The 25,274-nt window shown below is 53.8% G+C and carries 22 protein-coding genes; 14 read left to right on the plus strand and 8 right to left on the minus strand.

The features are described from left to right. Nucleotides 1-65: 65 nt before the first annotated feature. The 4 genes from H7F20_RS02555 to H7F20_RS02570 all read left to right on the plus strand — a co-directional run bounded on the left by H7F20_RS02555 (nt 66) and on the right by H7F20_RS02570 (nt 3,074). Nucleotides 66-1,754 carry a glutamine--tRNA ligase/YqeY domain fusion protein gene (locus tag H7F20_RS02555; RefSeq protein WP_185784565.1) on the plus strand — a complete coding sequence of 563 codons (1,689 nt, stop codon included), beginning with the start codon at nt 66-68 and terminating at the stop codon, nt 1,752-1,754. A 374-nt stretch (nt 1,755-2,128) separates the two neighbouring features. Beyond that, complete coding sequence (locus tag H7F20_RS02560) at nt 2,129-2,506, plus strand: YtxH domain-containing protein (protein ID WP_185784566.1); 378 nt, start codon at nt 2,129-2,131, stop codon at nt 2,504-2,506. Nucleotides 2,507-2,515: 9 nt separating this feature from the next. Further along, a complete protein-coding gene (locus H7F20_RS02565; RefSeq protein WP_185784567.1) occupies nt 2,516-2,866 on the plus strand; it encodes a competence protein in 351 nt (116 codons plus the stop codon). Continuing rightward, nucleotides 2,859-3,074 carry a DUF6327 family protein gene (locus tag H7F20_RS02570; protein ID WP_185784568.1) on the plus strand — a complete coding sequence of 72 codons (216 nt, stop codon included), beginning with the start codon at nt 2,859-2,861 and terminating at the stop codon, nt 3,072-3,074. Before H7F20_RS02565 ends, H7F20_RS02570 begins: the two co-directional genes overlap by 8 nt. Before the next feature lie 80 nt (nt 3,075-3,154). Here the strand turns inward: H7F20_RS02570 and H7F20_RS02575 are convergent, their stop codons facing one another. Continuing rightward, a complete protein-coding gene (locus H7F20_RS02575; protein ID WP_185784569.1) occupies nt 3,155-4,084 on the minus strand; it encodes an SPFH domain-containing protein in 930 nt (309 codons plus the stop codon). 124 nt (nt 4,085-4,208) lie between these two features. Further along, nucleotides 4,209-5,720 (minus strand): glutamate--tRNA ligase, encoded by a 1,512-nt coding sequence (gene gltX, locus H7F20_RS02580; protein WP_185784570.1) that lies wholly within the window; start codon nt 5,718-5,720, stop codon nt 4,209-4,211. Nucleotides 5,721-5,938: 218 nt separating this feature from the next. Between gltX and H7F20_RS02585 the strand changes: the two genes are divergently transcribed. The 5 genes from H7F20_RS02585 to H7F20_RS02605 all read left to right on the plus strand — a co-directional run bounded on the left by H7F20_RS02585 (nt 5,939) and on the right by H7F20_RS02605 (nt 13,422). Then, nucleotides 5,939-9,460: a DUF4175 family protein gene (locus H7F20_RS02585; RefSeq protein WP_185784571.1), complete on the plus strand. Its 3,522-nt coding sequence runs from the start codon at nt 5,939-5,941 to the stop codon at nt 9,458-9,460. Next, complete coding sequence (ybeY, locus tag H7F20_RS02590; protein ID WP_185784572.1) at nt 9,450-9,872, plus strand: rRNA maturation RNase YbeY; 423 nt, start codon at nt 9,450-9,452, stop codon at nt 9,870-9,872. Before H7F20_RS02585 ends, ybeY begins: the two co-directional genes overlap by 11 nt. Before the next feature lie 2 nt (nt 9,873-9,874). Next, nucleotides 9,875-11,743 carry a tRNA uridine-5-carboxymethylaminomethyl(34) synthesis enzyme MnmG gene (gene mnmG, locus H7F20_RS02595; RefSeq protein WP_185784573.1) on the plus strand — a complete coding sequence of 623 codons (1,869 nt, stop codon included), beginning with the start codon at nt 9,875-9,877 and terminating at the stop codon, nt 11,741-11,743. A gap of 314 nt (nt 11,744-12,057) precedes the next feature. Further along, the gene (locus tag H7F20_RS02600) at nt 12,058-12,681 is read left to right on the plus strand and encodes a class I SAM-dependent methyltransferase (protein WP_221898679.1); all 624 of its coding nucleotides are present in this window, start codon (nt 12,058-12,060) and stop codon (nt 12,679-12,681) included. A 234-nt stretch (nt 12,682-12,915) separates the two neighbouring features. Then, nucleotides 12,916-13,422, plus strand: a complete 507-nt coding sequence (locus tag H7F20_RS02605) for an OmpH family outer membrane protein (RefSeq protein ID WP_185784575.1) — start codon at nt 12,916-12,918, stop codon at nt 13,420-13,422. Between the two features lie 49 nt (nt 13,423-13,471). On the opposite strand, the gene H7F20_RS02610 is transcribed toward H7F20_RS02605, so the two are convergent. Together H7F20_RS02610 and H7F20_RS02615 are read right to left on the minus strand one after the other, a co-directional pair. After that, complete coding sequence (locus H7F20_RS02610) at nt 13,472-13,870, minus strand: DoxX family protein (protein ID WP_185784576.1); 399 nt, start codon at nt 13,868-13,870, stop codon at nt 13,472-13,474. After that, a complete protein-coding gene (locus tag H7F20_RS02615) occupies nt 13,867-15,033 on the minus strand; it encodes a DNA polymerase III subunit delta' (RefSeq protein WP_185784577.1) in 1,167 nt (388 codons plus the stop codon). The genes H7F20_RS02610 and H7F20_RS02615 overlap by 4 nt, the downstream gene beginning before the upstream one ends. Nucleotides 15,034-15,141: 108 nt before the next feature. Here H7F20_RS02615 and pgk point away from each other — a divergent pair, with 108 nt between their 5' ends. From pgk to H7F20_RS02630, 3 genes are all read left to right on the plus strand, one after another. Beyond that, complete coding sequence (gene pgk, locus H7F20_RS02620) at nt 15,142-16,332, plus strand: phosphoglycerate kinase (protein WP_185784578.1); 1,191 nt, start codon at nt 15,142-15,144, stop codon at nt 16,330-16,332. Between the two features lie 138 nt (nt 16,333-16,470). Further along, nucleotides 16,471-18,048 (plus strand): LysM peptidoglycan-binding domain-containing protein, encoded by a 1,578-nt coding sequence (locus H7F20_RS02625; RefSeq protein ID WP_185784579.1) that lies wholly within the window; start codon nt 16,471-16,473, stop codon nt 18,046-18,048. Nucleotides 18,049-18,063: 15 nt separating this feature from the next. Further along, on the plus strand, nt 18,064-19,050 hold the full coding sequence (locus H7F20_RS02630; protein WP_185784580.1) for a DUF4837 family protein: 987 nt from the start codon (nt 18,064-18,066) through the stop codon (nt 19,048-19,050). Nucleotides 19,051-19,185: 135 nt separating this feature from the next. On the opposite strand, the gene H7F20_RS02635 is transcribed toward H7F20_RS02630, so the two are convergent. The 4 genes from H7F20_RS02635 to tatA form a co-directional block, all read right to left on the minus strand. Further along, nucleotides 19,186-19,356 carry a DUF6747 family protein gene (locus tag H7F20_RS02635; RefSeq protein ID WP_185784581.1) on the minus strand — a complete coding sequence of 57 codons (171 nt, stop codon included), beginning with the start codon at nt 19,354-19,356 and terminating at the stop codon, nt 19,186-19,188. A 181-nt stretch (nt 19,357-19,537) separates the two neighbouring features. Continuing rightward, nucleotides 19,538-19,708 carry a DUF6747 family protein gene (locus tag H7F20_RS02640; RefSeq protein ID WP_370588461.1) on the minus strand — a complete coding sequence of 57 codons (171 nt, stop codon included), beginning with the start codon at nt 19,706-19,708 and terminating at the stop codon, nt 19,538-19,540. A gap of 12 nt (nt 19,709-19,720) precedes the next feature. Then, nucleotides 19,721-22,270, minus strand: a complete 2,550-nt coding sequence (locus H7F20_RS02645) for an OmpA family protein (RefSeq protein ID WP_185784582.1) — start codon at nt 22,268-22,270, stop codon at nt 19,721-19,723. Between the two features lie 265 nt (nt 22,271-22,535). Further along, on the minus strand, nt 22,536-22,718 hold the full coding sequence (tatA, locus tag H7F20_RS02650) for a twin-arginine translocase TatA/TatE family subunit (protein WP_185784583.1): 183 nt from the start codon (nt 22,716-22,718) through the stop codon (nt 22,536-22,538). Nucleotides 22,719-22,827: 109 nt separating this feature from the next. Here tatA and H7F20_RS02655 point away from each other — a divergent pair, with 109 nt between their 5' ends. Then, nucleotides 22,828-23,697: a M23 family metallopeptidase gene (locus H7F20_RS02655; protein ID WP_185784584.1), complete on the plus strand. Its 870-nt coding sequence runs from the start codon at nt 22,828-22,830 to the stop codon at nt 23,695-23,697. A 4-nt stretch (nt 23,698-23,701) separates the two neighbouring features. After that, nucleotides 23,702-25,198, plus strand: a complete 1,497-nt coding sequence (locus H7F20_RS02660; protein ID WP_185784585.1) for a GH3 auxin-responsive promoter family protein — start codon at nt 23,702-23,704, stop codon at nt 25,196-25,198. The last annotated feature ends 76 nt before the right edge of the window (nt 25,199-25,274 follow it).

Genomic DNA, 25,274 nt, shown 5'->3' on the forward strand with positions numbered 1-25,274 from the left:
AATTGAGCCTTTAATCGGTCGATGAACCGCATTTTTTCTACCTTTATCCCCCTAAAATCTTGTCGATGTCAGAGGCTTCCCGATCGCTGAATTTTATCGAACACATCATCGAAGACGATCTCTCTGCGGGCTTCCCCAAAAAGCAGTTGCGTTTTCGGTTTCCCCCGGAACCCAACGGGTACCTGCATATAGGACACGCGAGTTCCATTTGCCTGAATTTTGGACTGGGACTCCGCTACGATGCACCTGTAAACCTGCGTTTTGACGATACAAACCCGGCCAAGGAGGAATCTGAATATGTGGAGGCCATCAAAAGGGATGTGGAATGGCTGGGGTTCCAGTGGGCCGAAGAGCGGTATGCTTCCGACTATTTCCAGCAACTCTACGATTGGGCGGAGCAACTGATCCGGGACGGCAAGGCCTATGTGGACAGCCAGACCTCAGAAGAGATCGCGGCACAAAAAGGTACCCCTACGGAGGCAGGCACTGAAAGCCCCTTTAGAAACCGATCGGTATCAGAAAATCTTGAGCTCTTCAGGGGGATGAAGGAAGGTAAGTTTGCCCAGGGGGAACACGTATTGAGGGCCCGTATCGATATGGCCTCCCCCAATATGCTGCTCCGGGACCCGGTGATGTACCGGATATTGCACCGGGCGCACCACCGAACAAATACCGATTGGTGTATTTATCCGCTCTACGATTGGACCCACGGGGAAAGCGACTATATCGAGCAGGTATCCCATTCCCTGTGTACACTGGAGTTCAAGCCTCACCGACCCCTTTACGACTGGTTTCTGGACTGCGTGACGGAACCCGACAAACTCCGTCCGAAACAGCGGGAGTTTGCCCGCCGGAACCTCAGCCATACGGTTGTGAGCAAACGAAAACTGCTGGAGTTGGTCACAGGTGGCCATGTTTCTGGTTGGGATGACCCGCGCATGCCCACTATATCAGGACTGCGTCGCAGGGGTTGCACCCCCGAGGCCATCCGCAACTTTGCGGATACTATCGGCATTGCGAAACGGGAGAATGTGGTGGATGTGGCCCTTTTGGATTTCCATATGCGGGAGCACCTGAACAAGGTGGCACCACGGGTTATGGCCGTCCTGGACCCGATTAAGCTGGTGATTACCAATTACCCAGAAGGACAGGAGGAATGGCTGGAAACGGAAAACAATCCTGAAGACCCGGAGGCGGGAACCCGGGAAATCCCATTTTCCCGTGAGCTTTATATTGAACAGGAGGATTTCCGGGAAGAAGCCAACCGGAAATTCTTCCGGCTGAAACTAGGGGGAGAGGTCCGCCTTAAAAGCGGTTATATCATCAAAGCAGAGCGAGCGGTTAAGGATGATAAGGGACGGGTGGTTGAGGTGCATTGCACTTACGACCCGAAAAGCCGCAGCGGAAGCGGTACGGAAGAAAGTATGCGAAAGGTCAAGGGTACGCTGCATTGGGTCTCGGCAAGTCACGCCATCCCTGCGGAGGTACGCCTGTACGACCGCCTGTTTACAGACCCGACCCCGGACCAGCATAAGGACCGGGATTTTATGGAATTCATCAATCCCGACTCCCTGGAAGTTGTACAGGCCTGGTTGGAACCCGGCCTCGAGACCGCCCAACCTTCCGATCGTTTCCAGTTCCAGCGGCTGGGGTATTTCTGTGTGGATCCGGATTCCACCCCTGCAAACCTGGTTTTCAACCGCACGGTTACCCTCAGGGATACCTGGGCGAAAATCGAGCAAAAGGAGGCCTGACCATTATGCATAGAGTTCTTCTATGTAGTTGAATATACCGATTGATATATACAATTCAAAACCCTTCCAAACCAACGTTTTTAAGGGCATTTTAACCTGCTTGCCATAGTATTGGTCGATCACCAGGGTTTGGATACGCTCCAGGGCTTCCAATGCGTTTTCCGGCGAAAACCGCGCCCAGGGGGGTGTCTTTTTTGCTCCTGCGGGTCAATTGGGTGCTCTATGCGTCCGCAACCCCCGAATTAACGACCTCTTAACGGATATTCTAGTGAAATTCCCTTATACTGTTAATGGATCATGATTGACAGGGGGTCGTGACCGATCCCAAATATCGATACTGGTCAAAACCTAAGTTTAACATCAAATTTCAAATTATGGCATCTAACGATACTGGATCTGTACTAATTGCACTACTTACAGGAGCTGCAATAGGCGCAGGGGTAGGCATCCTCTACGCTCCCGAAAAGGGATCCAAAACCAGAAAAAAAATTAAAAGGAAAGCGAATAAAGCCAAGGATGATATTTCGCACCGGGTTTCCCGGGCCACGGAAGAACTAAGCCGGACGGCCGAAGCCAAAAAGGAAGATTTTGAGCGGCGCCTGGAAGATACCATCTCGACCATGAGCTACAAGGCAGATGACATCATCGAAACCCTGGAGCGCAAACTGGCCGACCTGAAGGAGAAAAACGCCAAATACCAGAAGGATTCCGAGGCCGATTCAGCCCGGAAGCCGAAGGTAGTAGCCAAATAAGGTCCCTGAATGGCATTTGAAGAATTGAAGGAACGCGCCGCGGACGCGGAGCGGGAATTCCGGCAATATACCGAGGCCACCATAGCCTATTACAAACTCCGGGCCTTCCGCCTGGTGATGAAGAGCCTGCTCTACCTCACCAAGGGCATTGTACTGGGATTTGTCCTGCTGCTGGTCCTTATTTTCGGGTCTGTTGCGGGAGCTTTTGCCCTGGGCGAGGCTTTCGACTCCGTAGCCCTGGGCTTCCTGGTCATTTCGGGAGGCTACCTGCTGCTATTCCTGCTGGTATACCTGCTCAGGGATTCGATGAACGCTCCCCTGCTCAGGAAATTTTCAGAATATTTCTACGAGGATGAGTAAACGCTATACATCATTCAAGGAGATCGACAAGGATCTCAAAATCCTGAATTTGCAACGTGAAATTGCTGTTGAGGATTTAAAGTTGACCTATTCGGAAACCAGGAAGAGCCTCTACCCTACCCATTTACTGGGAGGATTTTCCGGGATCATCCAGAAGCTGGCTATTTCGTTCCTTGCCAAGAAAATCATGGAAAGGCTGAGCCGCTGACCGGCAAGTGTCCCAATATCAAAAATAAAAACCCCGGCATATGCCGGGGTTTTATGTTTCTAAAAAGCACCGTTTCCCTGTCAGGCTTTCTTATCCCTGTTCTGTTTCTTCATCGCCTCCCCAATCTGGTTGCTGGCAGTAAAGCTGGCGACCATGTTGTTAAGCATATCGCTTCCGGCCTGGGGGGAATTCGGCAGGAGGATGAGGTTCGTGTTGGTTGCCTCCCCGATAGCCTGTAGCGTATCGTAATGCTGGGTGACCACGATCAGGGCAGATGCCTCCTGGGAATTGATCCCCACCTTGTTCAGCACTTCGACGGATTCCTCCAGGCCCCGGGCGATCTCCCTACGCTGGTCGGCAATTCCCTGCCCCTGCAGCCGCTTGCTCTCCGCTTCAGCCTTGGCTTTTTCGACAATCAGGATCCGCGCGGCATCCCCTTCGAACTGGGCGGCGATCTTCTCCCGTTCCGAGGCATTGATCCGGTTCATGGCAGCTTTTACCTGGGCATCCGGGTCTATATCCGTCACCAGGGTTTTGATGATGTCATACCCGTAATCCAGCATCGCATCCTGCAGTTCGGATTTGACGGCAATCGCAATATCGTCCTTCTTGACAAAGACATCGTCCAGTTTCATTTTGGGCACCTCGGCCCGGACCACATCAAATACATAGGAGGTAATCTGCTCATGGGGGTATTCGAGTTTATAGAATGCCTCATAGACCTTATCCCTGATGATCACGTACTGTACGGAGACCTTGAGCTTCACGAATACATCGTCCAGGGTCTTGGTTTCCACGATCACGTCGAGCTGCTGGATTTTAAGGCTCACCCTGCCGGCGATCCGGTCCACCAGCGGGATTTTCATCTGGAGTCCGGAATTCCGGATACTCTGGAAACGACCGAAACGCTCTACGATAACCGCCGTTTGCTGCTTGACGACGAAGAATGAACTGAAGAGGATGACCAGCCCCACGAGCAGGACGGGTATCCAGAAGAATAGTGTTCCCATAATTATACGTTGCTACTGATAGGTGAAGATACGAAGTATTGCCCTATGAGTCGCAAGGGAAATACTTTTGTTACAGCCAGGGCACAGCCTTCCCGGTGCGCGGGTACCGCCCGCTTCCGGCGAGTTATCCATCCAGACGTGTCAGCGCCGTACGGATCCTGCCCAGGGTTTCCTCCCTGCCGATGAGCTCCATGATATCGAAAAGGTGCGGCCCCTGAAGGGAGCCAACCAGGATCAGGCGCAGGGGGGCCATAACCTGCCCGAAGGAATAACCATGCTCCTGTATCCAGGCCTTGACGGATGCTTCAAGGCTGGAAGAACGAAAATCGTCCGTTTTCTCAAGCAGGCGGAGCAGGGCAGCCATCAATTCCGGGGTGTCCGTTTTCCATTGTTTGCGAACAGCCTTTTCATCGTAGGATTCAGGCGACCGGAAAAAGTAATCGCCCAACTCCCACAAATCGCTTACAAAATCGGCGCGTTCCCGCAGCAGCGAAATCACCTTTTCCAGATAGGTATCCTTCAGGCTGGCAGAAAGCGGGTGGCTCCTGCGCAGGACCTCTCGGAAATCGGGGATGAGTGCTGCAGGGGGCTTCTGTTGTAGGTATTGATGATTATACCATTTGGTTTTATCAGGGTCAAACCGCGCGCCCCCCTTGTTCACACGGGCCAGGTCAAATGCGGCCACGAGTTCGTCCAGGGCAAACAGTTCCTGTTCAGTCCCCGGGTTCCATCCCAGTAGCGCCAGGAAATTGACCACAGCTTCCGGGAAATATCCGGCTTCCCGATACCCGGGGGTCCCTTTCCAGCTGAGCGGAAAAACCGGGAACCCCCCTTTCTCCCCATCCCTCTTGCTGAGTTTACCTTTGCCGCTTGGTTTCATGATCAGGGGAAGGTGCGCGAATTCCGGCGGGTTCCACCCCAGGGCCTTGTAGAGCTGGATGTGCAGGGCCAGGGAGGGCAACCATTCTTCCCCCCGGATGACATGGCTGATCTCCATCAGGTGGTCGTCGACGATGTTGGCCAGGTGGTAGGTAGGCATCCCGTCACTTTTATAAAGGACCTTGTCGTCGAGCGTATTTGTATCGATACGGATAGTGCCCCGGATCAGGTCATGGAAGCCGAGGGTTTCATCCACAGGCCATTTGAAGCGGATCACATAAGGTTCCCCGGACCCAAGCCTTTCCCGGAGTTCCCCGGCGGGCATCCCCAGGGAATTGTCCAGTTTTTCCCGGTTGTGCCAGTTATAGATAAAGGTTTTCCCCTTTTTTTCGTGGTCGGCCCGGTGGGCATCCAGGGCTTCTGCCTGGTCGAAGGCATAATAGGCCCATCCGCTATCCACCAACTCCTTTGCGTACTGCCGGTAGAGTTCCTTCCTCTCGCTCTGTCGGTAAGGCCCGTATCCGCCTTCCCTGCCGGGGCCCTCATCATAAGGGATCCCGAGCCATTCCAGGGATTCGGCAATATACGCCTCCGCCCCTTCTACAAACCTGTTCTGGTCCGTATCTTCAATGCGCAGGATAAACGTCCCCTGGTGTTTCCGGGCAAACAGGTAGTTAAACAGGGCCGTACGGACCCCGCCGATATGCAGGGGCCCTGTGGGGCTGGGAGCAAAACGCACGCGTACAGGCTGCTTCATGGGATAAAGGTTATAGGCGCAAAGATAGGCAGTAAGGCCGGGATGGCAAGAAGGTATGGGAAGGGATGCCAGACGTTCCTACAGTGTGCCGAAAGATCCGGGGCGACAGCTGCCCCGCCTGGGAGTCACGCACAGAAAGGCCTGTACCGGGGGCTTTTAACATGTTTTTGGCCGGAGGATTCCCCGATCCATAGTATCTTGGCATAAAAGAAGTTGTTTTGGAACAGTATGAGTTGATCATTAGGAAGTTAGAGAAGTTCCTCAACCGGTACTACCTGCGGCAATTGCTCAAAGGGAGTTTCCTGTTTCTTTTCTTCGGGGGCCTGCTGCTGCTCCTGGTAAGCGGACTGGAGTATCTGCTCTGGATGGGAAGCGGGCTCCGCACGGTCTTGTTCTGGATATTGGTTGGAGTAGAGGTTGTATTGTTCCTTCGCTACCTGGTGGTTCCCGCCCTGCAACTTTTCAGGCTACGCCGCGGGCTGAGCTATAAAGAGGGCTCTGCGATGATCGGCCGGCATTTTCCGGAGGTGGATGACCGGCTGTACAACCTGCTGGAACTGGCCGAAAATCCTGCGAAATCCGAATTGCTGCTGGCCAGCATCGAACAACGGTCCCGGAATTTAAGGGAAATCCCTTTTTCCCGGGCAGTCAATATGCGGGAGGGCCTCCGCTATGCCCGGTATGCAGCCCTGCCCGTGGGCATTGTCCTGGTTTTGTGGCTCACGGGAAAAGGACTGGATTTCTTGCAATCCTACCAAAGGGTAGTGGATTACCGCACGGCATATGAGCCCCCCGCCCCCTTTCAGTTCCGGATAATGAATGCAGGCCTTGAAACACGTGAAAACCTTCCCTTTACGCTCAAGGTTAGAACCGTAGGTGATGTGCAACCGGAAAATGTAGAGCTCGTGGCGGGGAGTCGCAGGATCCTTCTCGAAGATAAGGTCACCCATTTTGAATACACCTTCAGGCCACCCCTGGAATCCACGGAATTCCATTTGGAGGCAAACGATATCCGTTCCATGGATTATCAGCTGTCCGTGATCCGGGTACCAGTGATCGATCGTTTCCGCATGGATTTGGAGTTTCCGGCTTACCTGGGGCGGGCGGCCCAGCAGGTGCAGGGTACGGGGAGTATTACTGTGCCGGAAGGAACCCGGATCCGTTGGAATATTCGTGCGGTACACACAGATACTGTTCGGTATGAAGATCAGGACACCGTGTTGATGGCCCTGCCGGATAATGATGAGTTCATCCTTAACAAACGGATTTTCAAGGAGACGGCCTACCAGTTGAGCACATCCAACAGGCAGGTGAGCCGGTTTGACGAATTGAACTACCGGATCGATGTGATCCGCGATGAGTATCCCAGGATTGCCGTACGGATGGTCCGGGATTCCCTGGAACCTAACCTGGCCTATTTCTCCGGCGAATTGACAGACGACTACGGATTAAGGGAATTAAGCGTCCGCTGTTTCCCTGTGGGGAATAAGGATGAGGTACAGGAAGTGGTCCTGGAGGCACCTACCGGCTCCTTCCAGACATTCTACTATACCTTCCCATCCGGCTTGCAATTGGTGAGCGGACAGGATTATATGTTGGAATTCCGGGTACGGGACAATGATGGGATCCGGGGGGGCAAAGTAACCTCCAGTGAAACCTTCCGCATCTCCCAGTATACTCCGGAGGAACTCAGGGACCAACAGTTGCAATACCAGAATTCCCTGTTGGACGGACTCGGAAAAACGCGGAAGGAGCAGGAACGTTTGCAGGAGGAGCTGGACGCCTTCAAAAAGGAGCAGCAGGAAAAGGAAAACCTGGAATACGGGGACCAGCAGAAATTGAAGGAGGTATTGAACCGGCAATTGAAACAGGAGCGCCTGATGGAGAAATTCAGCCGGGAACTGGGAGAAAACCTGAAATCCGACGAGGAAACGGACGATGAGTTTAAAGAGTTGCTGGAAGAACGCCTGGAAAGACAGGAGATAGAGGCACGGAAAAATGCCCAATTAATGGAGGAGATGCAGAAGATACTGGATCAGCTGGACAAAGAGGCCCTGAAGGAACGGATGGAGGAAATCGGTAAACGGCAGGAAGGAAACCGGCGGAGCATGGAGCAATTACTGGAACTCACTAAGCGGTATTACGTACAGGAAAAGTCCAGGCAATTGGCTTCAAAGCTCAAAATGTTGTCCGAAGAACAGGAAGTGCTTTCCGAATTGGAAAGGATGGTGAAAGATTTCTCCGAAGAGCAACAGGAAAAGCTGAACGGGAAGTTCGAGGGCTTGCGCAAGGAATTAGGGGAATTGGAAAAGAGCAATCAGGATTTGAAAAAACCGCTACCCTGGAGCCGGGACCAAAAGAAGGAGGAAGGTGCGGCCGGTGATCAACAGGAGGCCCTGGAAATGCTACAAAAAATGCAGGTACCTGAAACTTCGGAGTCGGACCAGTCAGGTTCGGAGGCTGAAGCTTCCAAAAAGAAACAGAAGTCTGCCGCCCGTAAGATTCAGGAGCTTTCAGAAGCACTGCAACAGGGGGCAGCCTCGGGGGGAGGCAGCGGGGATGCGGAGGATGCGGAGATGCTGCGGCAAATCCTGGATAACCTGGTGGTATTTTCCTTTGAGCAGGAAGAACTGTTTGATGCCGTACAGGGACTGGAGGAAGGTGCCTCCTCCCTAAGCGGGGACCTCCGCCAGCAGCAGGAGCTGCGGAAGATGTTCGAACATGTGGACGACAGCCTGTTTGCCTTGTCCCTGCGCAGGCCGAACATAGCGGAGGACGTGAACAAACAGATTACGGAAGTGTATTATAACATAGATAAGGGGTTGGAAAGCCTGAGTGAAAACCAATGGTATCGCGGGGCGTCTTACCAACAGTATGTAATAACCGCGTCGAACGAACTTGCAGCCATGCTGGCTGTTTCCCTGGAAAACATGCAGGAGTCCATGCAACCGGGTTCCGGTCAGGGCTCCGGGGACTTCCAATTGCCGGATATCATCCAAAGCCAGGAGCAATTGCGCCAAAAGATGCAGGGGAGCCAGCAAGGCGAATCAGAATCCGGTTCACAAGGGAAAGAAGGGGAGTCCGGTGAAGGGGAGCAGGGCCAACAAGGCCAACAAGGGCAACAGGGCCAACAAGGGGCGCAAGGGCAGGAAGGAAACTCCGGCGGGCAATCCGGCAAGGGCAATGAAGGCAATGACGGCGGGCAGGGTAGCGGGTCTGAGGGTCAGGACAACGGAAATTCCGGCAGGGATGGGCAAGGTGAAGGGAATGGCGGTCAGGATGGATCCGGGAGTGAAGGTTCCGGCGAAGGGAATGAAGAGATGAGTTACCAGGAATTGTTTGAGATCTATAAGGAACAGCAGATCATACGGAACCGTCTGGAGGAACAATTAAAGGATATGATCGACAATTCGGACAGGGAACTAGCCAAACGGATTGCACGGGATATGGAGCAATTCGAAGAAGAGTTGCTGCGAAGCGGGATTACAACACGTACGGCCGATCGGATCAACAAAATACAGCAGCAATTGATGAAGTTGGAGAACGCTTCTTTTGAGCAGGGGGAAAAGGAGGAGCGCGAAAGCCGCACCAACAGGACGCGTTTTGTCAATCCGATCACAACACGGCCGGAAGTCTTTGAAAATGAGGAGGAGAACATTGAAATATTGAACAGACAAGTATTACCTTTGCGCCGCATTTATAAAACCAAGATAAAGGCGTATTTCCAGGATGAAGATTGAGTACCACTCGGAGACTGATTTCCAGTTATTGGAGCCCCGAAAATATACCGAATGGATTAAAAAGGTTGTTGCCTCCAGGGGCATGTACATCGAGGAACTCAGTTTTATTTTTTGTTCCGATGATTACTTGTTGGACATGAATCAAAAGTACCTGGGCCACGACTATTTTACAGACATCATTACGTTTCCAAATGCGGAAGGCTCCGGAGTTGGAGGCGATCTGTTTATTTCGGTAGACCGGGTGCGCGATAATGCCCGGGAGTACGGGGTCGACTTTGACCATGAATTGGCACGCGTAATGATTCATGGGGTATTGCATTTGTCTGGTTTAAATGATAAGACAGCAGCAGAGCAACAACAGATGCGTAAGGAGGAGGACCGTTGCCTGGAAATGTTCCACGTGAAACAATAGCGATGTTTGAAGGAGAATATGATGTAATCGTAGTAGGTGGCGGCCACGCTGGTTGCGAGGCGGCCGCGGCCGCGGCCAATATGGGTTCCAGCACCCTGCTGGTTACCATGAACCTGCAAACCATTGGGCAGATGTCCTGCAATCCGGCCATGGGGGGGATCGCCAAGGGACAAATTGTCCGGGAGATTGATGCCCTGGGGGGATACAGCGGAGTAATAACCGACCGGTCTGCCATACAGTTTAAGATGCTCAACAAATCCAAGGGACCCGCCATGTGGAGTCCGCGCGCCCAAAGTGATCGGATGCGGTTTGCGGAGGAATGGCGGATGGCACTGGAACAAACGGAAAACCTGGATTTCTACCAGGAAATGGTGAGTGATCTGTTGATTAGCGGAGACCGGGTCGCAGGTGTGCGTACCTCCCTGGGCCTGGAGATCAGGGGACGGAGTGTGGTCCTTACCAACGGCACCTTCCTCAATGGGTTAATTCATATTGGGGACAAGCAGTTCGGTGGGGGTCGAGCAGGCGAAAGGGCAGCTAGGGGCATTACCGAACAGCTCACCCAGGTTGGTTTTGATTCCGGGCGGATGAAGACGGGTACCCCCCCTAGGGTAGACGGACGAAGCCTGGATTATTCGAAGATGGTGGTGCAACCCGGGGATGATGAACCCGGTCGTTTTTCTTATTTGGACACACCTTTGCTGAAACGGCAACGGGATTGCCATATGACCTACACGAGCCCCGAGGTGCATGACCTCTTACGGGAAGGATTTGACAGGAGCCCCATGTTCAACGGGCGTATAAAAAGTATCGGACCCCGTTATTGCCCATCCATCGAGGACAAAATTCACCGGTTCAGCGACAAGGACCGGCATCAGATATTTGTAGAACCGGAAGGTTGGAGTACCGTAGAGGTGTATGTGAATGGCTTCAGCACCTCCCTGCCGGAAGATGTGCAATACCGCGCCCTTAAATCGGTCGCAGGTTTTGAAAAGGTCAAATTTTTTCGCCCGGGCTATGCCATCGAATACGACTATTTTCCCCCAACCCAGTTACGGCATACACTGGAGACAAAATTGATTTCCAACCTCTATTTTGCCGGTCAAATCAACGGGACAACGGGCTACGAGGAAGCTGCTTCACAGGGGCTCATGGCCGGCATCAATGCGCACCTTAAATTACAGGAAAAGGAGCCTTTTATACTCAGGCGGGACGAAGCTTACATTGGCGTACTTATCGACGACCTGATCACCAAAGGCACGGAAGAACCTTATCGCATGTTCACCAGCCGGGCCGAATACCGGACGCTGTTGCGCCAGGATAATGCGGACCTTCGCTTAACAGAAAGAGGGTATCGTATCGGGCTTGCCTCAGAGGCCCGATTGCGTGCCGTGGAATTAAAGAGATCCCAGGCAGAGGAACTGGTAGGATTCTTTAAACAGACCAGTTTTGTGCCTGAAGAAATCAACCCGATCCTGGAAACAGTAGGTTCCAAAAAAGTAAAACAAGGGGATAAGCTTTTTAAGGTTTTTGCAAGGCCCCAGGTGGCAATGAAACACATGCTGCAACTGGACAGCGTTTCGGATTATATACGGGAAAAGGACCTGGGGTCTGAGGTGCTGGAACAGGCGGAAATCGAGGTGAAATATTCAGGGTACATCGAAAAGGAAAAGACAAATGCCGACAAATTGCAACGCCTGGAGAACATCAAAATCCCCGAGCAATTTGATTACACCCAGGTCAGATCCCTTTCTTATGAGGCGCGGGAAAAGCTGGGCAAAATCCGCCCGGCAACCCTTTCACAGGCTTCCAGGGTAAGTGGAGTGTCGCCGAGCGACATCAGCGTTTTGATGGTTTTCCTGGGACGATAGTTCCACGTGGAACAATAGTGCCAAGCCGTAAATATTCCATAATAAGAAGCATCACCAGCATGTCCTTAAAGCCCCAGCCAGCTATTCTAGATCCGGTCCTTTCAACAAAGGATTACATGGTTAGCGGGGAAGAGTTTCGCATCTGCAGGCACCCTGCATTCGAGGGCTTGCTTTATACGCATCCTTTGCCGGATCAGCTGGATCCCTATTATGAATCCGAGGAGTACCTGTCCCACCAGGATCGGCCCGAAACATTTCTCGGCAGGCTTTATCGATCCGCACGAAATTGGAATATCCGCTGGAAGCTTTCCCTTTTGAAAGACTACATCCCTGCTTCGGCATCCCTGCTGGAGGTTGGATGTGGACAAGGAGATTTCCTGGAGGCAGCCGGAAGGGTTTGGGAGGTAACCGGGGTGGAACCGAATGCAGGCGCCAGGGGCCGGGCCCGGAATAAAGGACTCGAGGTATATGCCGGACTTGGCGATGTACCTGCAGGATCCAGGGAAGGGATTGTCCTGTGGCATGTGCTCGAGCACATCCCGGACCTCGAAGGCACCATTGTCCAAATACGATCCCTTTTGCGCCAGGGCGGCTACCTGTTCCTGGCCCTTCCCAACCATCAATCCGGGGATGCAAAATTCTACGGGGAATACTGGGCGGGATATGATGTGCCTCGTCATGTTTGGCATTTTACAAAGGAACCCGTCAAACAGCTTTTTGGCGCCTATGGTTTTGAAGTAGTGCAAATGAAGCCCATGTGGCTCGATGCATTTTATGTGTCCTGGCTTTCCGAAAAATACAGGGGTAACCGATGGGCTCCCTTTGCGGGGGCATACCGGGGTTTGGTTTCCAACTTGTCCGCCCTGAGGACCAGTCAGCCCTCCTCCCTGGTTTATATCCTTCGGTATGCAGGCCCCAGCAGCCAACAAGCCAAATAGGGCAGTTCAGAGCCACGATCTCCTCCGGAAAGTACTCAGCTACGTCTTTGCCCGAAACAAGCCAGCAGCGCTAATTCCAGGCAGCCGGATTAAATAGGCAAAACAGATCAAAGAGCCAATAAATAATAGACATAATCAATGGCTGTGAGGTGGTCCTGAAAATATATCAGCAGTCGGTTAATAGCGAACGATTGAAAAGTCCTATTTTTGCCCCTCAATTGAAAACCCGTACGCATGAAAAAATTGATGATCCTGGCGGCCGTTGTACTGTTCAGCAGTTGCCAGCAAAATAAGATAGGCTTTGTAGACTATACCACCCTAATGGATGGGTATAGCAAAAAACAGGAACTGGAAACCAGTTACAACTCCCGTGCCGAGGCCTATGCCCGGAAGCGCGACAGCATCTCCCAGGCTTTCCAGATGGAAGCCCAGAGCCTACAGAACAAATCCAAGAGCATGTCCCAGCAGCAGGCACAGGAAGAGTACGGTGCCCTCCAGCAACGCGGACAGGTTATCGGCAACCAGTTGCAGCAGGAGGAACAGCGCATGCAACAACAGGGCCAGCAGAAAATGGACAGCCTGATCACGGAAGTCAGGGAGCGCATCAGTGATTTTGGGAAGAACAACGGCTACACCTATATACTCGCCGCAGGAGAAGGCGGAAGTGTACTATATGGAGCTGAAAGTCAGGATGTTACGGAAGAAATACTGAAAGTCCTGAACGAGGAAGCCAAGAAGTAATACCCTGGTTTTCCATAATTACAGACCCGGCCCCCTGCGGCCGGGTTTTTTATTGTTGCAGGAGGAAGACCAGCAGGACGGCGGGGATAAAGTATACGGCAATGGTCTTGGCCCCCTCATAATCCTTGGCCAGGCGCTGGCCAAATAGCAGCATGAGCAGGGCGATACAGGAAAGGATGGCCCCGTAAAGCGCCAACACCCGGGAGCCGCCAAGCAAGAGCTGCACCAGGCCAAGGGCGCACAGCAGACCAGCAGCAACTTCAGTTGCCAGGACCACGGTCAGCAAAAATGGCACCAGGCCCTGTAGCGGGGTTTTTTCGAAATGGGACTTCAGCCAACTAAGGTTTCCTTTCCAGTCCACGACCTTATCGATGCCGCTCTGCAGGAAGGTAATGATGAGGAATAGCAGGATGAGGATTTCTGCGGCGTTTGATAGCAGGGTGTTCATGAATTTTGATTTTCGGCAGCGCGGGTATGCAGCAACCGGGTTAACTTAATGGAGAGGTCCGTGAAGATGATTTTTGCGTTTCCGTTTCGTTCGATATGGTAGATGGCATCCTCCAGTTCGCGGAACATGGGCAGGATGTTGTTTTCGTGTATAAAAGGGGCAAACTTGCTCAGGTCAAAATCGGGTTGTCGCATTTTCATGTAGACCAGCGCCTCTGCCCGGTAGTTCATCAACAGCGCCTGGCGGATCACCGATAGGCAGTAGGCCAGGAATTTTTTCTGGGTTTCCCGACCCGTTTTGGCGATTTCCTCGCTCCACTGGATCAGTTCGTAAACGGCTCCTTTGTTTCCCTTCGCCTTGAAGGCGGTCCGCGTCCACTGTACAAACCATCGCTCAAAAACCAGGTCTTCGCTGTCTTTCAGCATCAGGTCCAGCGCTTTGTTAAAGTTGCCGTTCGCCTCCTGGGCAATCTGGGTGGCTTCCTCCCGGTTGGCCCCGCGGTCGACCAGGGCGTCCGTGATGGCTGCCTCGGGAAGGGGCGGGAAATGCAGCATCTGGCAGCGGCTCCGGATGGTCTGCAACAGCAATTCCTCGTCTTCGGCCAATAGCAGCAATACGGTTTTGGGTGCGGGCTCCTCGATGAGTTTGAGCAGTTTGTTGGCGGCTGCCGTATTCATTCGTTCGGCCATCCAGACAATCATGATCTTATACCCGCCCTCATAAGGTTTCAGGCTCAGTTTTTTCACGATATCGTGGGCTTCGTCCACCCCGATCTGCCCTTGTTTTTTTTCGATCCCGATACTCCGGTACCAGTCAAAGAGGTTGCCGTAGGGTTGCTCCCTTATAAACTCGCGCCATTGCGGCAGGTAGTGATCGCTCACGGCATGGCTCTTTGCCGAATCGGAATTGGCCACCGGGAAGGCAAAATGCAGGTCCGGGTGGGTAAGGTGGTCGCACTTGGTGTTACAGGTTTTGTCGCCGTTCCCGTTCTCGCCCCCGGTATTGGCACAAAGCAGGTACTGGGCATAGGCAATGGCCATAGGCAGCGTCCCGCTTCCCTCCGGCCCGATGAAGAGCTGTGCATGCGGAATCCGGCCTCCGTCCGCACTGGAAGTCAGGTGATTCTTGATGTGGGCCAGGCCCAGGATCTCTGAAAACCGCATGGACCAAAGATAGCACTTTTGAGTCCCTGCCCCGAAATTAAATGGCTTCCGGGCTGTAGGGCAATGCATTATATCTTATTTTTGGGTTGCCAAAAAAACAGCAACACCATGACGATCGACGATTTTGACTTTAAGGACAAGAAGGCGCTGATCCGCGTAGACTTCAACGTGCCCCTGAATGACGCTTTTGAAGTGACTGACACCAACCGCATCGAAGCGGCAAAACCCACCATCATCAAGATCCTCGAAGATGGGGGCAGCGCAGTGCTGATGAGCCACCTGGGCCGTCCCAAGGGCAAGGCGCAGCCGGAATTGTCCCTCTCCCATATCGTGGATACGGTCTCCGAGATTATCGGCGTTGAGGTAAAATTCGTTCCGGATTGTATTGGGGACCAGGTGGAAAAAGCGGTTTCCGAACTGGAAAGCGGTAAGATCCTGCTGCTGGAGAACCTCCGGTTTTACGATGAGGAAGAGGCCGGCGACAAGGCCTTTGCTGAAAAGCTTTCCCACTGGGGGGATATCTATGTGAACGACGCATTTGGGACCGCCCACCGCCCGCATGCCTCCACCACGGTGGTCGCCTCCTTTTTCCCCGGCAAAAAATGTTTTGGCTACCTGCTTGCCAATGAAATCAAAGCCATAGAAACCGTGATGGAAACCGGGGAGAAACCGGTCACGGCTATATTGGGAGGGGCCAAGGTCTCCTCCAAGATCACCATCATCGAGAACATCCTGGACAAGATCGACCACCTCATTATCGGCGGCGGGATGACCTACACCTTTGTCAAGGCCCAGGGCGGTTCGGTAGGGGATTCCATTTGCGAGCCCGATAAAACAGACCTGGCATTGTCCATCCTGGAGAAGGCCCGGCAAAAGGGCGTTTCGGTTCACCTGCCGGTTGACGTCGTGGCTGCAGACGCCTTTGACAACGATGCAAACACCCGGGTCATGGCGGTGGACGCCATTGAAGACGGCTGGCAGGGACTCGATGCCGGCCCCCGGACCCTGGAGCTTTTCCGGAAAGTGATCCTGGAATCGAAGACCATCCTCTGGAATGGCCCGGTAGGCGTATTTGAGATGCCCAGTTTTGCCCAGGGGACCATTGCCATAGGCAACGACATTGCAGAAGCCACTGCAAGCGGGGCATTCTCCCTGGTAGGCGGGGGCGATTCTGTGGCCGCGGTAAAGCAGTTCGGCTTTGACTCTAAGGTCAGCTATGTATCCACCGGGGGTGGGGCCATGCTGGAAAGCCTCGAAGGGCGCACCCTTCCGGGGATTGCCGCTATACAGGATCAATAGTTCCCTCAACAAAAGGGGCATTGCAACTGGTTCCCTCAACCAAAAGGGGCATAGGCGCACTTTAACCGCAAAAATTTCGTTCTTATTTAAAATTGTGCGATTTTCGCTTATCCCCACTCCAAACATGCTGTTAATCAAATGAAAAAGCTCTTTGTTGCAGGTGCGCTGACCTTTCTTGGCGCAGCTTTCGGCCAGCAGGAATCCATGGATTCCGGGGATGCCCGGGACACTGTGGCACAGGCGGCCGTGGCAACCCAACCCCTTGGCCTTGCCGACATACAGGAAGTCTCTTTTAGCCGGGCCGACAGCGCCCGCCTCAGGGACCACAAACTGGCGGCCCGATACGACAGCCTCTGGATGCACGAACTCCGGCAGGCTGCCGACCGCTACCCCCAGATGTATGCGGAAATCCAGCTGGCAGGCTCCGACAGCCTCACCGACAGCACTGGGGGCTTCGATACCGAACTATTCAAGCAGCGACTCGTCCTGCTCAACCAGAAAACACCCTTTAACATTACGTATAGCGCCTCCCTGGAAAGCGTCGTAAAAACCTTTCTGACCCGGAAGCGCGACCTGATGGAGCGGATGCTAACCGCCAGCCAGTTCTATTTCCCCATGTTCGAGGAAACCCTTGACAAGCACGGGTTGCCTTTGGAGATAAAATACCTGGCCATCGTGGAGTCGGCCCTGAACCCCAAGGCGCGTTCCCGGGTGGGCGCCACGGGCCTCTGGCAGTTTATGTACAGCACCGGCCGCATGTACGACCTGGATGTAAGCAGCTATGTGGACGAGCGGAATGACCCCATAGAGTCTACCGAGGCGGCTGCGAAATACCTGAAGCGCCTGTATGAAATATTCGGGGACTGGGACCTGGCCCTGGCAGCCTACAATTCCGGCCCCGGCAATGTGAACAAGGCCATCCGGCGTTCCGGCGGATACACCAACTACTGGAACCTTCGGCCCTTTTTGCCGAGGGAAACCGCGGGCTACGTGCCGGCCTTCTTTGCCGCCATGTATATTTTTGAATATGCCGCAGACCATGGCCTGAACTTTACCCCCGCCGAGAGGCCCTATTTTGAAACGGATACCGTTTGGGTAAAATCGACCATTACCTTTGACCAGATTTCCAGGGCCACCGGGATACCCGAAGCGGAAATCGCCATGTTGAACCCGGCCTACAAGCTCAGTATCATCCCGAAGGTGGATGGCAAGAACTATGTGCTCCGGTTGCCCCGACGGGCCGTAGGTTCCTTTGTGGCCAACGAGGAGGCCGTCTATGCCATGGCCCGCGAAGAGATTGCCAAACAGGAAAAGGCGCTGCCCCAGATGGTGGAGGCTGAAGACCGGATTCGCTACCGGGTCCGCAGCGGGGACTACCTCGGGAAGATCGCGGAGCGATACGGCGTCGGTGTCAGCCAGATCAAACGCTGGAATGGCCTCAGGAGCAACGACCTGCGCATTGGCCAGCGACTGACCATCTACCCCAGGAAGCCGGTCACTTCAACCGCAACCCCGTCGGCAAAAACGGGTTCCGGGGTGGCGCAAAGCTCCGGGGACGGCCCGACGGTCCACGTGGTCCGGGAGGGTGATTCCCTATGGACCATTTCCCGGAAATACCCGGGGGTTTCGATTGAAAATTTGCGAGAATGGAACGGAATTCGCGGGAATAACCTGCAGCCGGGCACCCGGTTGAAGCTGTGTAATTGTTCCTCCTAATCCCCCACTTAGAAAATGAAAAAACTCCGAATCCTCCTTTTTTGCTTTTTGGCCCTGGGGGCCTGCGATGACGGGCCCAAGAAAAAGTACAAACCCGCCTCCATAGGTGCGCTCAATACCGTGGCTGTCGTCATGAACAACTCCCTGTGGGAGGGCCCCGTGGGGGACAAGGTCAGGGAGAACTTTGCCGCCCCGTTGATTGGCCTAACCTGGGACGAACCCAGGTTTAACCTGGAACATATGCCCCCATCCGTTTTCACGGGGACCACACGCCACCGCAGGTCGGTGCTTTACGTATCCCGGGACAGCATCACGGGCGCCCAGGTTAGGGAGGACCTGTACGCCTCCCCCCAGGTGGTCGGAGTCATCAAGGGCACTTCCGATTCCGCCCTGATCGGGGCCATCGAAAGCTACGCCGGCCCTATCATGGACAGTATCCGGAAAATGGAAATGGAAGAAGCCCAGGAGCGTTTTTTGCGGTCCCTGAGCAAGGAAACCATCCTGGAGGAAAAATTCGGGATATCCCTGCGCCTGCCATCCATTTACAAGGTGGGTAAACAGGAGGATAATTTTGTGTGGATTGACCGGGAAATCCAGAAAGGCAGCATGAACCTCATTGCCTACGAATTACCAGGGGATAGTTTTGATGCGGACTCCACCTTTGTCCGGGATATAGTCCGCGTGCGGGACTCCATTGGAAAACGGTATATCCCGGGCCCCGACGTGCCGGGTAAGATCACTTATATGGGCACGGAAAAGGCCTTTGCGCCCTCGGTCTTCCCCGCTGAAATAGGTGGCTACAATGCGGCTGAGGTACGCGGGATCTGGGAAATCGTCAACTATCCCATGGCCGGCCCTTTCCTGACATATATTATCAACGATCCTGCCAACAACCGCAAGATGGTCCTGGAGGGCTTCACCTTTGCACCTGCCACGAACAAGCGGGATTATATGTTCGAACTCGAAGCCATCATGCGGACGGTCAAGTTCCAGGACCCCTAAACCCCCGGATACCGAACTTTAGGTCTCCTGGATGCCATGGTCTTCACGCGCCAGAGGGAATTTCGACACGTACTCAAAACATCAAAAAGCCCCGCAACTGCGGGGCTTTTTTTACTAGTTATTATCGCCTGGGCCTCAATCGAAGGCATATCCGGTGGAAACCCGGAAAATAAAGGCGTACATGGTAATGATCCAAAGGGCAAAACAAAACCAGGAGAAGGCCTTGAAATACCGTTGCAAGATCATATTTGTCCAGTTCTTGAATGCTTCTAGATAGATTTCTTTTACGAGTAATAATTTTTCCATAGGGGGCATATTAGAGTTTGTTCTGCCCCAAATATCACGGGTCTTATTCGGAATCCCGCATAAATCAGGTGAATCACGGAAAAATCAGGCGTAAGCGGACCGGATCGTATACGGGTTCGACAAACGCCCGGAATACTCGGTAAACAGGGCTCCTGGGGATTCCCGGCATGCGACGGGCGGCTCAGTCAAAGGCAAACCCGGTGGCTACCCGGTATACGAATGCGTAGAGGACTACCAGGTAACAGGCAAAACAGAACCAGAACAAGATCCGGTAAAGGTTGCGCAACACCCAGGATCCAATGGCCTGGAAGGCTTCCTGATAAAGTTCTCTCATAAGTATCAAGGTTTTCATGGCGGGTTGGTTTTACATGTCTACAATAATGAATTCGGACCTCCGGTTGAGCTGGTGCTGTTCGGCTGTGCAGCGTATGCTTCCGTCACAGCCGTTCAGCAGGCGGTCTTCGCCATATCCGGTAGCGCTCTGGATGCGCTCCGGGGCAATGCCTTTTTCGATCAGGTAGGCCCGGGTGGATTTGGCGCGGAGGTCGGAGAGGTAGCGGTTGTATGCACTGGCCCCCCGGGAGTCCGTATGGGACTCGATGGCGATCACCATGTCCGGGTATTCCTGCATGACGGATACCAGCTTGTCGAGCTCCGCGGCTGCATCCGGCCGGATGTCGTGCTTGTCAAAATTGAAATAAATGGCCTCTGTTTTGAGCTTTTTCACCCCATCCTCTACCACGATCCGTTCCTGGAGTTTGCGCATGGGCATTTCGAGGTCAACCTGTTCGTTGTCCCGGGTGGTCACTTCCTGCTGCATCTCGAAATACGCTTTCTTGTCTATTACCACCCGGTAACGGGTATTGCTGTCCAGGTCCTGGAAGACAAAACTTCCCTCCCGGTCGCTGACCACTTCTTTCAATTTCCGGTTGTTGGCGTCGAGCAGGGTCACCAGGGCCTCGGGGATGGCCTCCCCGCTCACCAGATCGGTGATCACCCCGGCAATTGCATTTTCGTTGGTTTCTTCCGGCAGCAGGCGCTGGAAAGAGTACAGGTCATCATCCCCTTTTCCGCCTAAGCGGTTGGAGGCGAAGAATCCCTTTTGAGTCTCCTCATCGACGATATAGGAGAAGTCGTCTTTTTTGCTGTTGATCGGCTGGCCCAGGTTTTCCACCTCCAGGAAGCCTTCGGTCTCGTCAAATGCGACCTGGTAGATGTCCAGACCCCCAAGGCCCAGATGCCCATTGGAGGAAAAGTAGAGTTTCCGGTTGTTGATATACGGGAATAGCTCCTTTTGGGGGGTGTTGATCTCAGGGCCCAGGTTCCTGGGCTGGGAAAATGTCCCGTCCCCGAGTACGTCCACTACGAAAATGTCTGTTTCACCAATGGTGCCGGGCATGTCGGAAACAAAGTACAACTGTTTGCCATCCGGGCTCAGGGCCGGGTGCCCGGTGGAGTAATCCTCCCCGTTGAAAGGCAGTTCCTCGGCCTCGGACCACTCGTCCCCCACCTTGCGGGAACGGTAGAGTTTCAGGTGGTTCACCCCGTTCTTATCCCGGCGCAATTTTTTTCCATAGTTGTTCCGCGTAAAATATACCGTTTGGTTGTCGGGGGAGAAAGTCACCCCGGCCTCGTGGTATTTGGTGTTGAGCTTTTTTGAGAATTTCACCGCGTGTTGCAGGTTGTCGGCTTCGGCGTTCAATCGGGCCACATAGAGGTCCAGATAGGGCTGGTCATTCCACTTATACCTTCTGGTATGAAAAAAGGCTGAATCCACAGACGAAGCAAAGACGATGGCGTCCTCCCCATAGAACATGGGACCGAATTCCGAATACTTTGTGTTCACATCCAGGTTCCGGACGGCGAATGCATCCTCCCGGTTCAGGATATTGTCCAGTACGGTTTCGCGAAGCAGGCGGTCCTCCCGGATGCCGGCCGACATCCCGGCCGCTTCTGTTTTCTCGTCGTAGAGCCGCATGATCCGGCGGGCCCGGCCGTATTTGCCGTTTCCTTTCAGCGAATGGGCGTATTTGAACAGGTTGGCGGCGCTCATCTGGTCTTCGTACCGGTCGTACAGGATGCCATACCAGTGGTAGGCGCGCTCCATATTGGTGTTGAAATAATGGGAATCCGCAGCCTTGCGGATGATCTCGAAGGAATATGCGGAGGCGCCCTTTGACAGGATTTCTTCATAGAGCCGTGCAGCTTCCGCATACCACATAATTTGAAAGTACCGGTCCGCCTTCTGCAACAGCATGGAGTGTACCTTCGGCGGATCTGCCTCCTGGGTCCCGGAGGGGCCGGACTGAGCCGCTGTAATGGATGCCGGTACAACGGTGCCGCTTGCCGGTTCGGCAGGGCTGCCTGTATCCTTCCCTACCGGACCGGATAAGAGGCCATGGGCCGTATTGGCTTCGGACCCGGCCGCTGCGAATGGGGCAATGACCCCGTTGATTAGGATCCAAAGGTCCCCGCTATAGGCGCCCTCAAACCTGGTAGTGGCGGCGCTCAGGGCATCTTCCGGGTCTGTAAAATGGCCCGCGTAAACGTAATTCAGTTGGTTTTCCGGGTTGACAAAGCTTCCAGCCGCGAGACCTTTACGGTTGAGCTTGCGAATAGAACGTTTGAGGTTTTTCCCTTCCTTGAACACCCCGACTATGAGATAAAAGCCATTTCCGGTGGGTGCCGGTTGGTCGAATCGCCTGACCGGGATGCCCCCGGTCCGGGCACGCTCCCGGAACGATGCTTCATCAAAGGCAGCTACGATTCCCCGGGCATTTCCCTGCCCGGTTATGCCGGTCCCGGAATTGCGGTTTACCGCAAGGAGGTCCGCTTGTGGGGATCCCTGTGCGGCAAGCCCTGCAGCAAGCAGGAGGCTGTATACCAGGAACCGGATTTTTAGACGGGTATTCATTTGGTCGGGTCTTGGAGCCGGCGGGAACGAAATCCTGCCAGTCCATGTATATGCCCCGAAAATAGGGCATGCCCGGGCCTGGGATAACTTTTTGTTGTGAATCCGGTCAAAACTGTCGTGAACGCCCTTTTACTGTGGTCCTGAGGGGATTATATCCTGCTGAAATTCAGGGTTCGCGGGGGTTCCGCGGAGCTTTAAGTCCCGGGGAAAGGGCAAAAAAAAGGCACCCGTATGGGTGCCTGAGTATTTTGTATGAAAGGGGTTTTTAGTCCTTCTTTTCGTCGAGTTTGTCGTCCTCCTTGGAGGCATCCTTGAACTCTTTGATCCCGCTGCCCAATCCGCGCATCAGTTCGGGGATCTTCTTTCCTCCGAACAGCAACAACACCACCAAAACGACGATGGCGATCTGCCAGGGGCCAATTGCTAAGATAATTTGAAGTGCATTCATGGCGACTTAATTTTAGGAATGTAAAGGTAGTGAAAAAACAGTTTCCCACCCGGATTATTGTATGAGAAGCCGTATTTTAGGCAAATCGTTATTAATTGATTGCCGCGAAATGGCGAAGAAAGACAAACGAAGGAAGGAAATCAAGCGGAAGCTGTTGCATAAGTACCGGCTTGTTATTCTGAACGAAAGCACTTTTGAGGAAAAAATATCCTTTAAACTAAGCCGGCTCAATGTCTTTGTATCGGGTTCCCTGGCCGCCATCGGGCTGATAGCGTTCACGACCTTGCTGATCGCATTTACGCCCCTGAGGGAGTACATTCCCGGATATTCTTCCACGGCCCTGAAAAGACAGGCCACGGAGCTCACCTATACCACGGATTCCCTGGTGACTGTCTTAAATTATACCAATCGTTATTTGGACAATATCCGCAAAGTCCTCCGGGGGGATATTGAAAACAACCAGATGAATCGCGATTCGGTTTTTGAGCCCTTCAAATTAGACCCGGCCCAGGTGGACCTGAGTCCGATCCGGGAGGACAGCGTGCTCCGGGCTCAGGTAGCTCTCGAGGACAAATACAACCTGTTTGAGCGCCCGAGCGCCGACGGCAGCATCCTGTTGTTCGCCCCCCTTACAGGCACAGTAAGCCAAGGGTATGACACGAAGCACCAGCATTATGCCGTGGATGTGGTCGCCCCAAGGGATACGCCGGTCAAGGCGGTTGCGAACGGCACGGTGATTTTTTCCGAATGGACGGCCGCTACCGGGTATGTCATCATCATCGAACACAAAGATGGCTTGCTGTCGGCCTACAAGCACAACGGTTCCCTGGCCAAGGAACAAGGGGCTGTGGTCCGGGCCGGGGAGGTGATCGCTTCAGTGGGCAATACGGGGGAACTGACCACCGGGCCGCACCTGCATTTCGAACTCTGGAAAAACGGCAACCCGATCAACCCGCTGAATTATATCGATTTCAATTAATCCTATGTCCCTAAAGGCCCTGGCAGCCAGGATATTCGCTGCAATCGTACACTACAGGTCCCGACGCTGGATCCGCAACCCACAGGCAGCCCAACTGAAGGTCTTCCGGGAATTGCTCCGGCAGGGACGCAAGACCCGTTTCGGCAGGGAGCACGGCTTTGAAAGCGTACATACGTATGAAGATTTCGCCTCCCGGGTGCCCATCCGGGACTACGAGGAGCTGAAACCCTGGGTACAGGCAATCCTGGAGGGTGAAGAAGATGTGCTCTGGCCAGGAAAACCCCAGTATTTCGCAAAAACCTCCGGGACTACATCCGGCGCCAAATACATCCCGATCACCCGGCTGTCCATAGCCGAACAGGTAAAGGCATCCCGGAATGCCATCCTGAACTATATCCACCGCACCGGCCGGGCGTCTTTTGTGAACGGAAAAATGATCTTCCTGCAAGGCAGCCCGGAACTCCACGAAAAAAACGGGATAAAAATCGGCCGGCTGTCCGGGATCTCCGCCCATTTTGTGCCGGGTTACCTGCAGAAAAACCGGCTGCCCAGCTGGGAGACGAACTGCATCGAAGACTGGGAAACCAAGGTAGACCGCATCGTGGATGAAACGGTGGGGGAGAATATGACGGTTATTGCCGGCATCCCCTCCTGGGTACAGATGTATTTTGAAAAGTTGCGGGAACGCACCGGCAATGAAATCGGGGAACTCTTTCCGCAACTGGAACTCTTTATTTACGGGGGCGTCAATTTCGAACCCTACCGGGGCCGTTTTGAACACCTGATCGGCCGCCGGGTCAGCAGCATTGAACTTTTTCCGGCCAGCGAGGGGTTTTTTGCCTACCAGGATACGGATTCGGGAAAGGGCTTGCTCCTGTTGCTGGATGCCGGGATTTTCTATGAATTTGTGAAGGCTGAGGAGTTCTTTGAACCCGGGGCCCGCCGATATACGATCGGGGAGGTCGAGAAGGGCGTGAACTATGTGATGGTCCTCTCCACAAACGCCGGCCTGTGGGGATATAACCTTGGGGATACCGTTCAGTTTATTTCCCTGGACCCCTACCGGGTCATCGTTTCCGGCCGGATCAAGCACTTTATTTCGGCCTTTGGGGAACACGTGATTGCCAAGGAGGTGGAATACGCCATGGAACAGGCCCTGGAGGGCACCGGTGCCCGCGTCGCCGAATTTACTGTGGCCCCCGTGATCGAGCCGGAGGGGGAGGAACTTCCCTACCATGAATGGCTCATCGAATTCGAAAAGGAACCCGCAGACATGGAGGCGTTTATCGCATCCCTGGATACCCGACTTCAGGAACAGAACAGCTATTACTACGACCTGATTTCAGGCAACATCCTGCAGCGGCTCAAAATCACCCGGATTGCCCGGGACGGTTTCCGCGACTATATGAAGTCCGTGGGCAAGCTGGGAGGGCAGAACAAGGTACAGCGCCTGGCGAATGACCGCAAGCTTGCAGACGGCCTCTACGCGTTCAGGAAATAGCTTCCGTCCGCAGGGGTCGCCCAATGCGTACACGCCCGCCCGAGGCGGCTAACCCAGGGTGCGCTGCGAATTTTAC

This window comes from Robiginitalea sp. SC105, from assembly GCF_014243345.1.
GTDB lineage: Bacteria > Bacteroidota > Bacteroidia > Flavobacteriales > Flavobacteriaceae > Robiginitalea.

Excerpts from the sequence above, each read along its gene's own strand:
- H7F20_RS02555 (WP_185784565.1), top strand. The coding sequence starts at position 66 with ATGTCAGAGGCTTCCCGATCGCTGAATTTTATCGAACACATCATCGAA.
- H7F20_RS02560 (WP_185784566.1), top strand. The coding sequence starts at position 2,129 with ATGGCATCTAACGATACTGGATCTGTACTAATTGCACTACTTACAGGA.
- H7F20_RS02565 (WP_185784567.1), top strand. The coding sequence starts at position 2,516 with ATGGCATTTGAAGAATTGAAGGAACGCGCCGCGGACGCGGAGCGGGAA.
- H7F20_RS02570 (WP_185784568.1), top strand. The coding sequence starts at position 2,859 with ATGAGTAAACGCTATACATCATTCAAGGAGATCGACAAGGATCTCAAA.
- H7F20_RS02575 (WP_185784569.1), bottom strand. The coding sequence starts at position 4,084 with ATGGGAACACTATTCTTCTGGATACCCGTCCTGCTCGTGGGGCTGGTC.
- gltX (WP_185784570.1), bottom strand. The coding sequence starts at position 5,720 with ATGAAGCAGCCTGTACGCGTGCGTTTTGCTCCCAGCCCCACAGGGCCC.
- ybeY (WP_185784572.1), top strand. The coding sequence starts at position 9,450 with ATGAAGATTGAGTACCACTCGGAGACTGATTTCCAGTTATTGGAGCCC.
- mnmG (WP_185784573.1), top strand. The coding sequence starts at position 9,875 with ATGTTTGAAGGAGAATATGATGTAATCGTAGTAGGTGGCGGCCACGCT.
- H7F20_RS02605 (WP_185784575.1), top strand. The coding sequence starts at position 12,916 with ATGAAAAAATTGATGATCCTGGCGGCCGTTGTACTGTTCAGCAGTTGC.
- H7F20_RS02610 (WP_185784576.1), bottom strand. The coding sequence starts at position 13,870 with ATGAACACCCTGCTATCAAACGCCGCAGAAATCCTCATCCTGCTATTC.
- H7F20_RS02615 (WP_185784577.1), bottom strand. The coding sequence starts at position 15,033 with ATGCGGTTTTCAGAGATCCTGGGCCTGGCCCACATCAAGAATCACCTG.
- pgk (WP_185784578.1), top strand. The coding sequence starts at position 15,142 with ATGACGATCGACGATTTTGACTTTAAGGACAAGAAGGCGCTGATCCGC.
- H7F20_RS02625 (WP_185784579.1), top strand. The coding sequence starts at position 16,471 with ATGAAAAAGCTCTTTGTTGCAGGTGCGCTGACCTTTCTTGGCGCAGCT.
- H7F20_RS02630 (WP_185784580.1), top strand. The coding sequence starts at position 18,064 with ATGAAAAAACTCCGAATCCTCCTTTTTTGCTTTTTGGCCCTGGGGGCC.
- H7F20_RS02635 (WP_185784581.1), bottom strand. The coding sequence starts at position 19,356 with ATGGAAAAATTATTACTCGTAAAAGAAATCTATCTAGAAGCATTCAAG.
- H7F20_RS02640 (WP_370588461.1), bottom strand. The coding sequence starts at position 19,708 with ATGAAAACCTTGATACTTATGAGAGAACTTTATCAGGAAGCCTTCCAG.
- H7F20_RS02645 (WP_185784582.1), bottom strand. The coding sequence starts at position 22,270 with ATGAATACCCGTCTAAAAATCCGGTTCCTGGTATACAGCCTCCTGCTT.
- tatA (WP_185784583.1), bottom strand. The coding sequence starts at position 22,718 with ATGAATGCACTTCAAATTATCTTAGCAATTGGCCCCTGGCAGATCGCC.
- H7F20_RS02655 (WP_185784584.1), top strand. The coding sequence starts at position 22,828 with ATGGCGAAGAAAGACAAACGAAGGAAGGAAATCAAGCGGAAGCTGTTG.
- H7F20_RS02660 (WP_185784585.1), top strand. The coding sequence starts at position 23,702 with ATGTCCCTAAAGGCCCTGGCAGCCAGGATATTCGCTGCAATCGTACAC.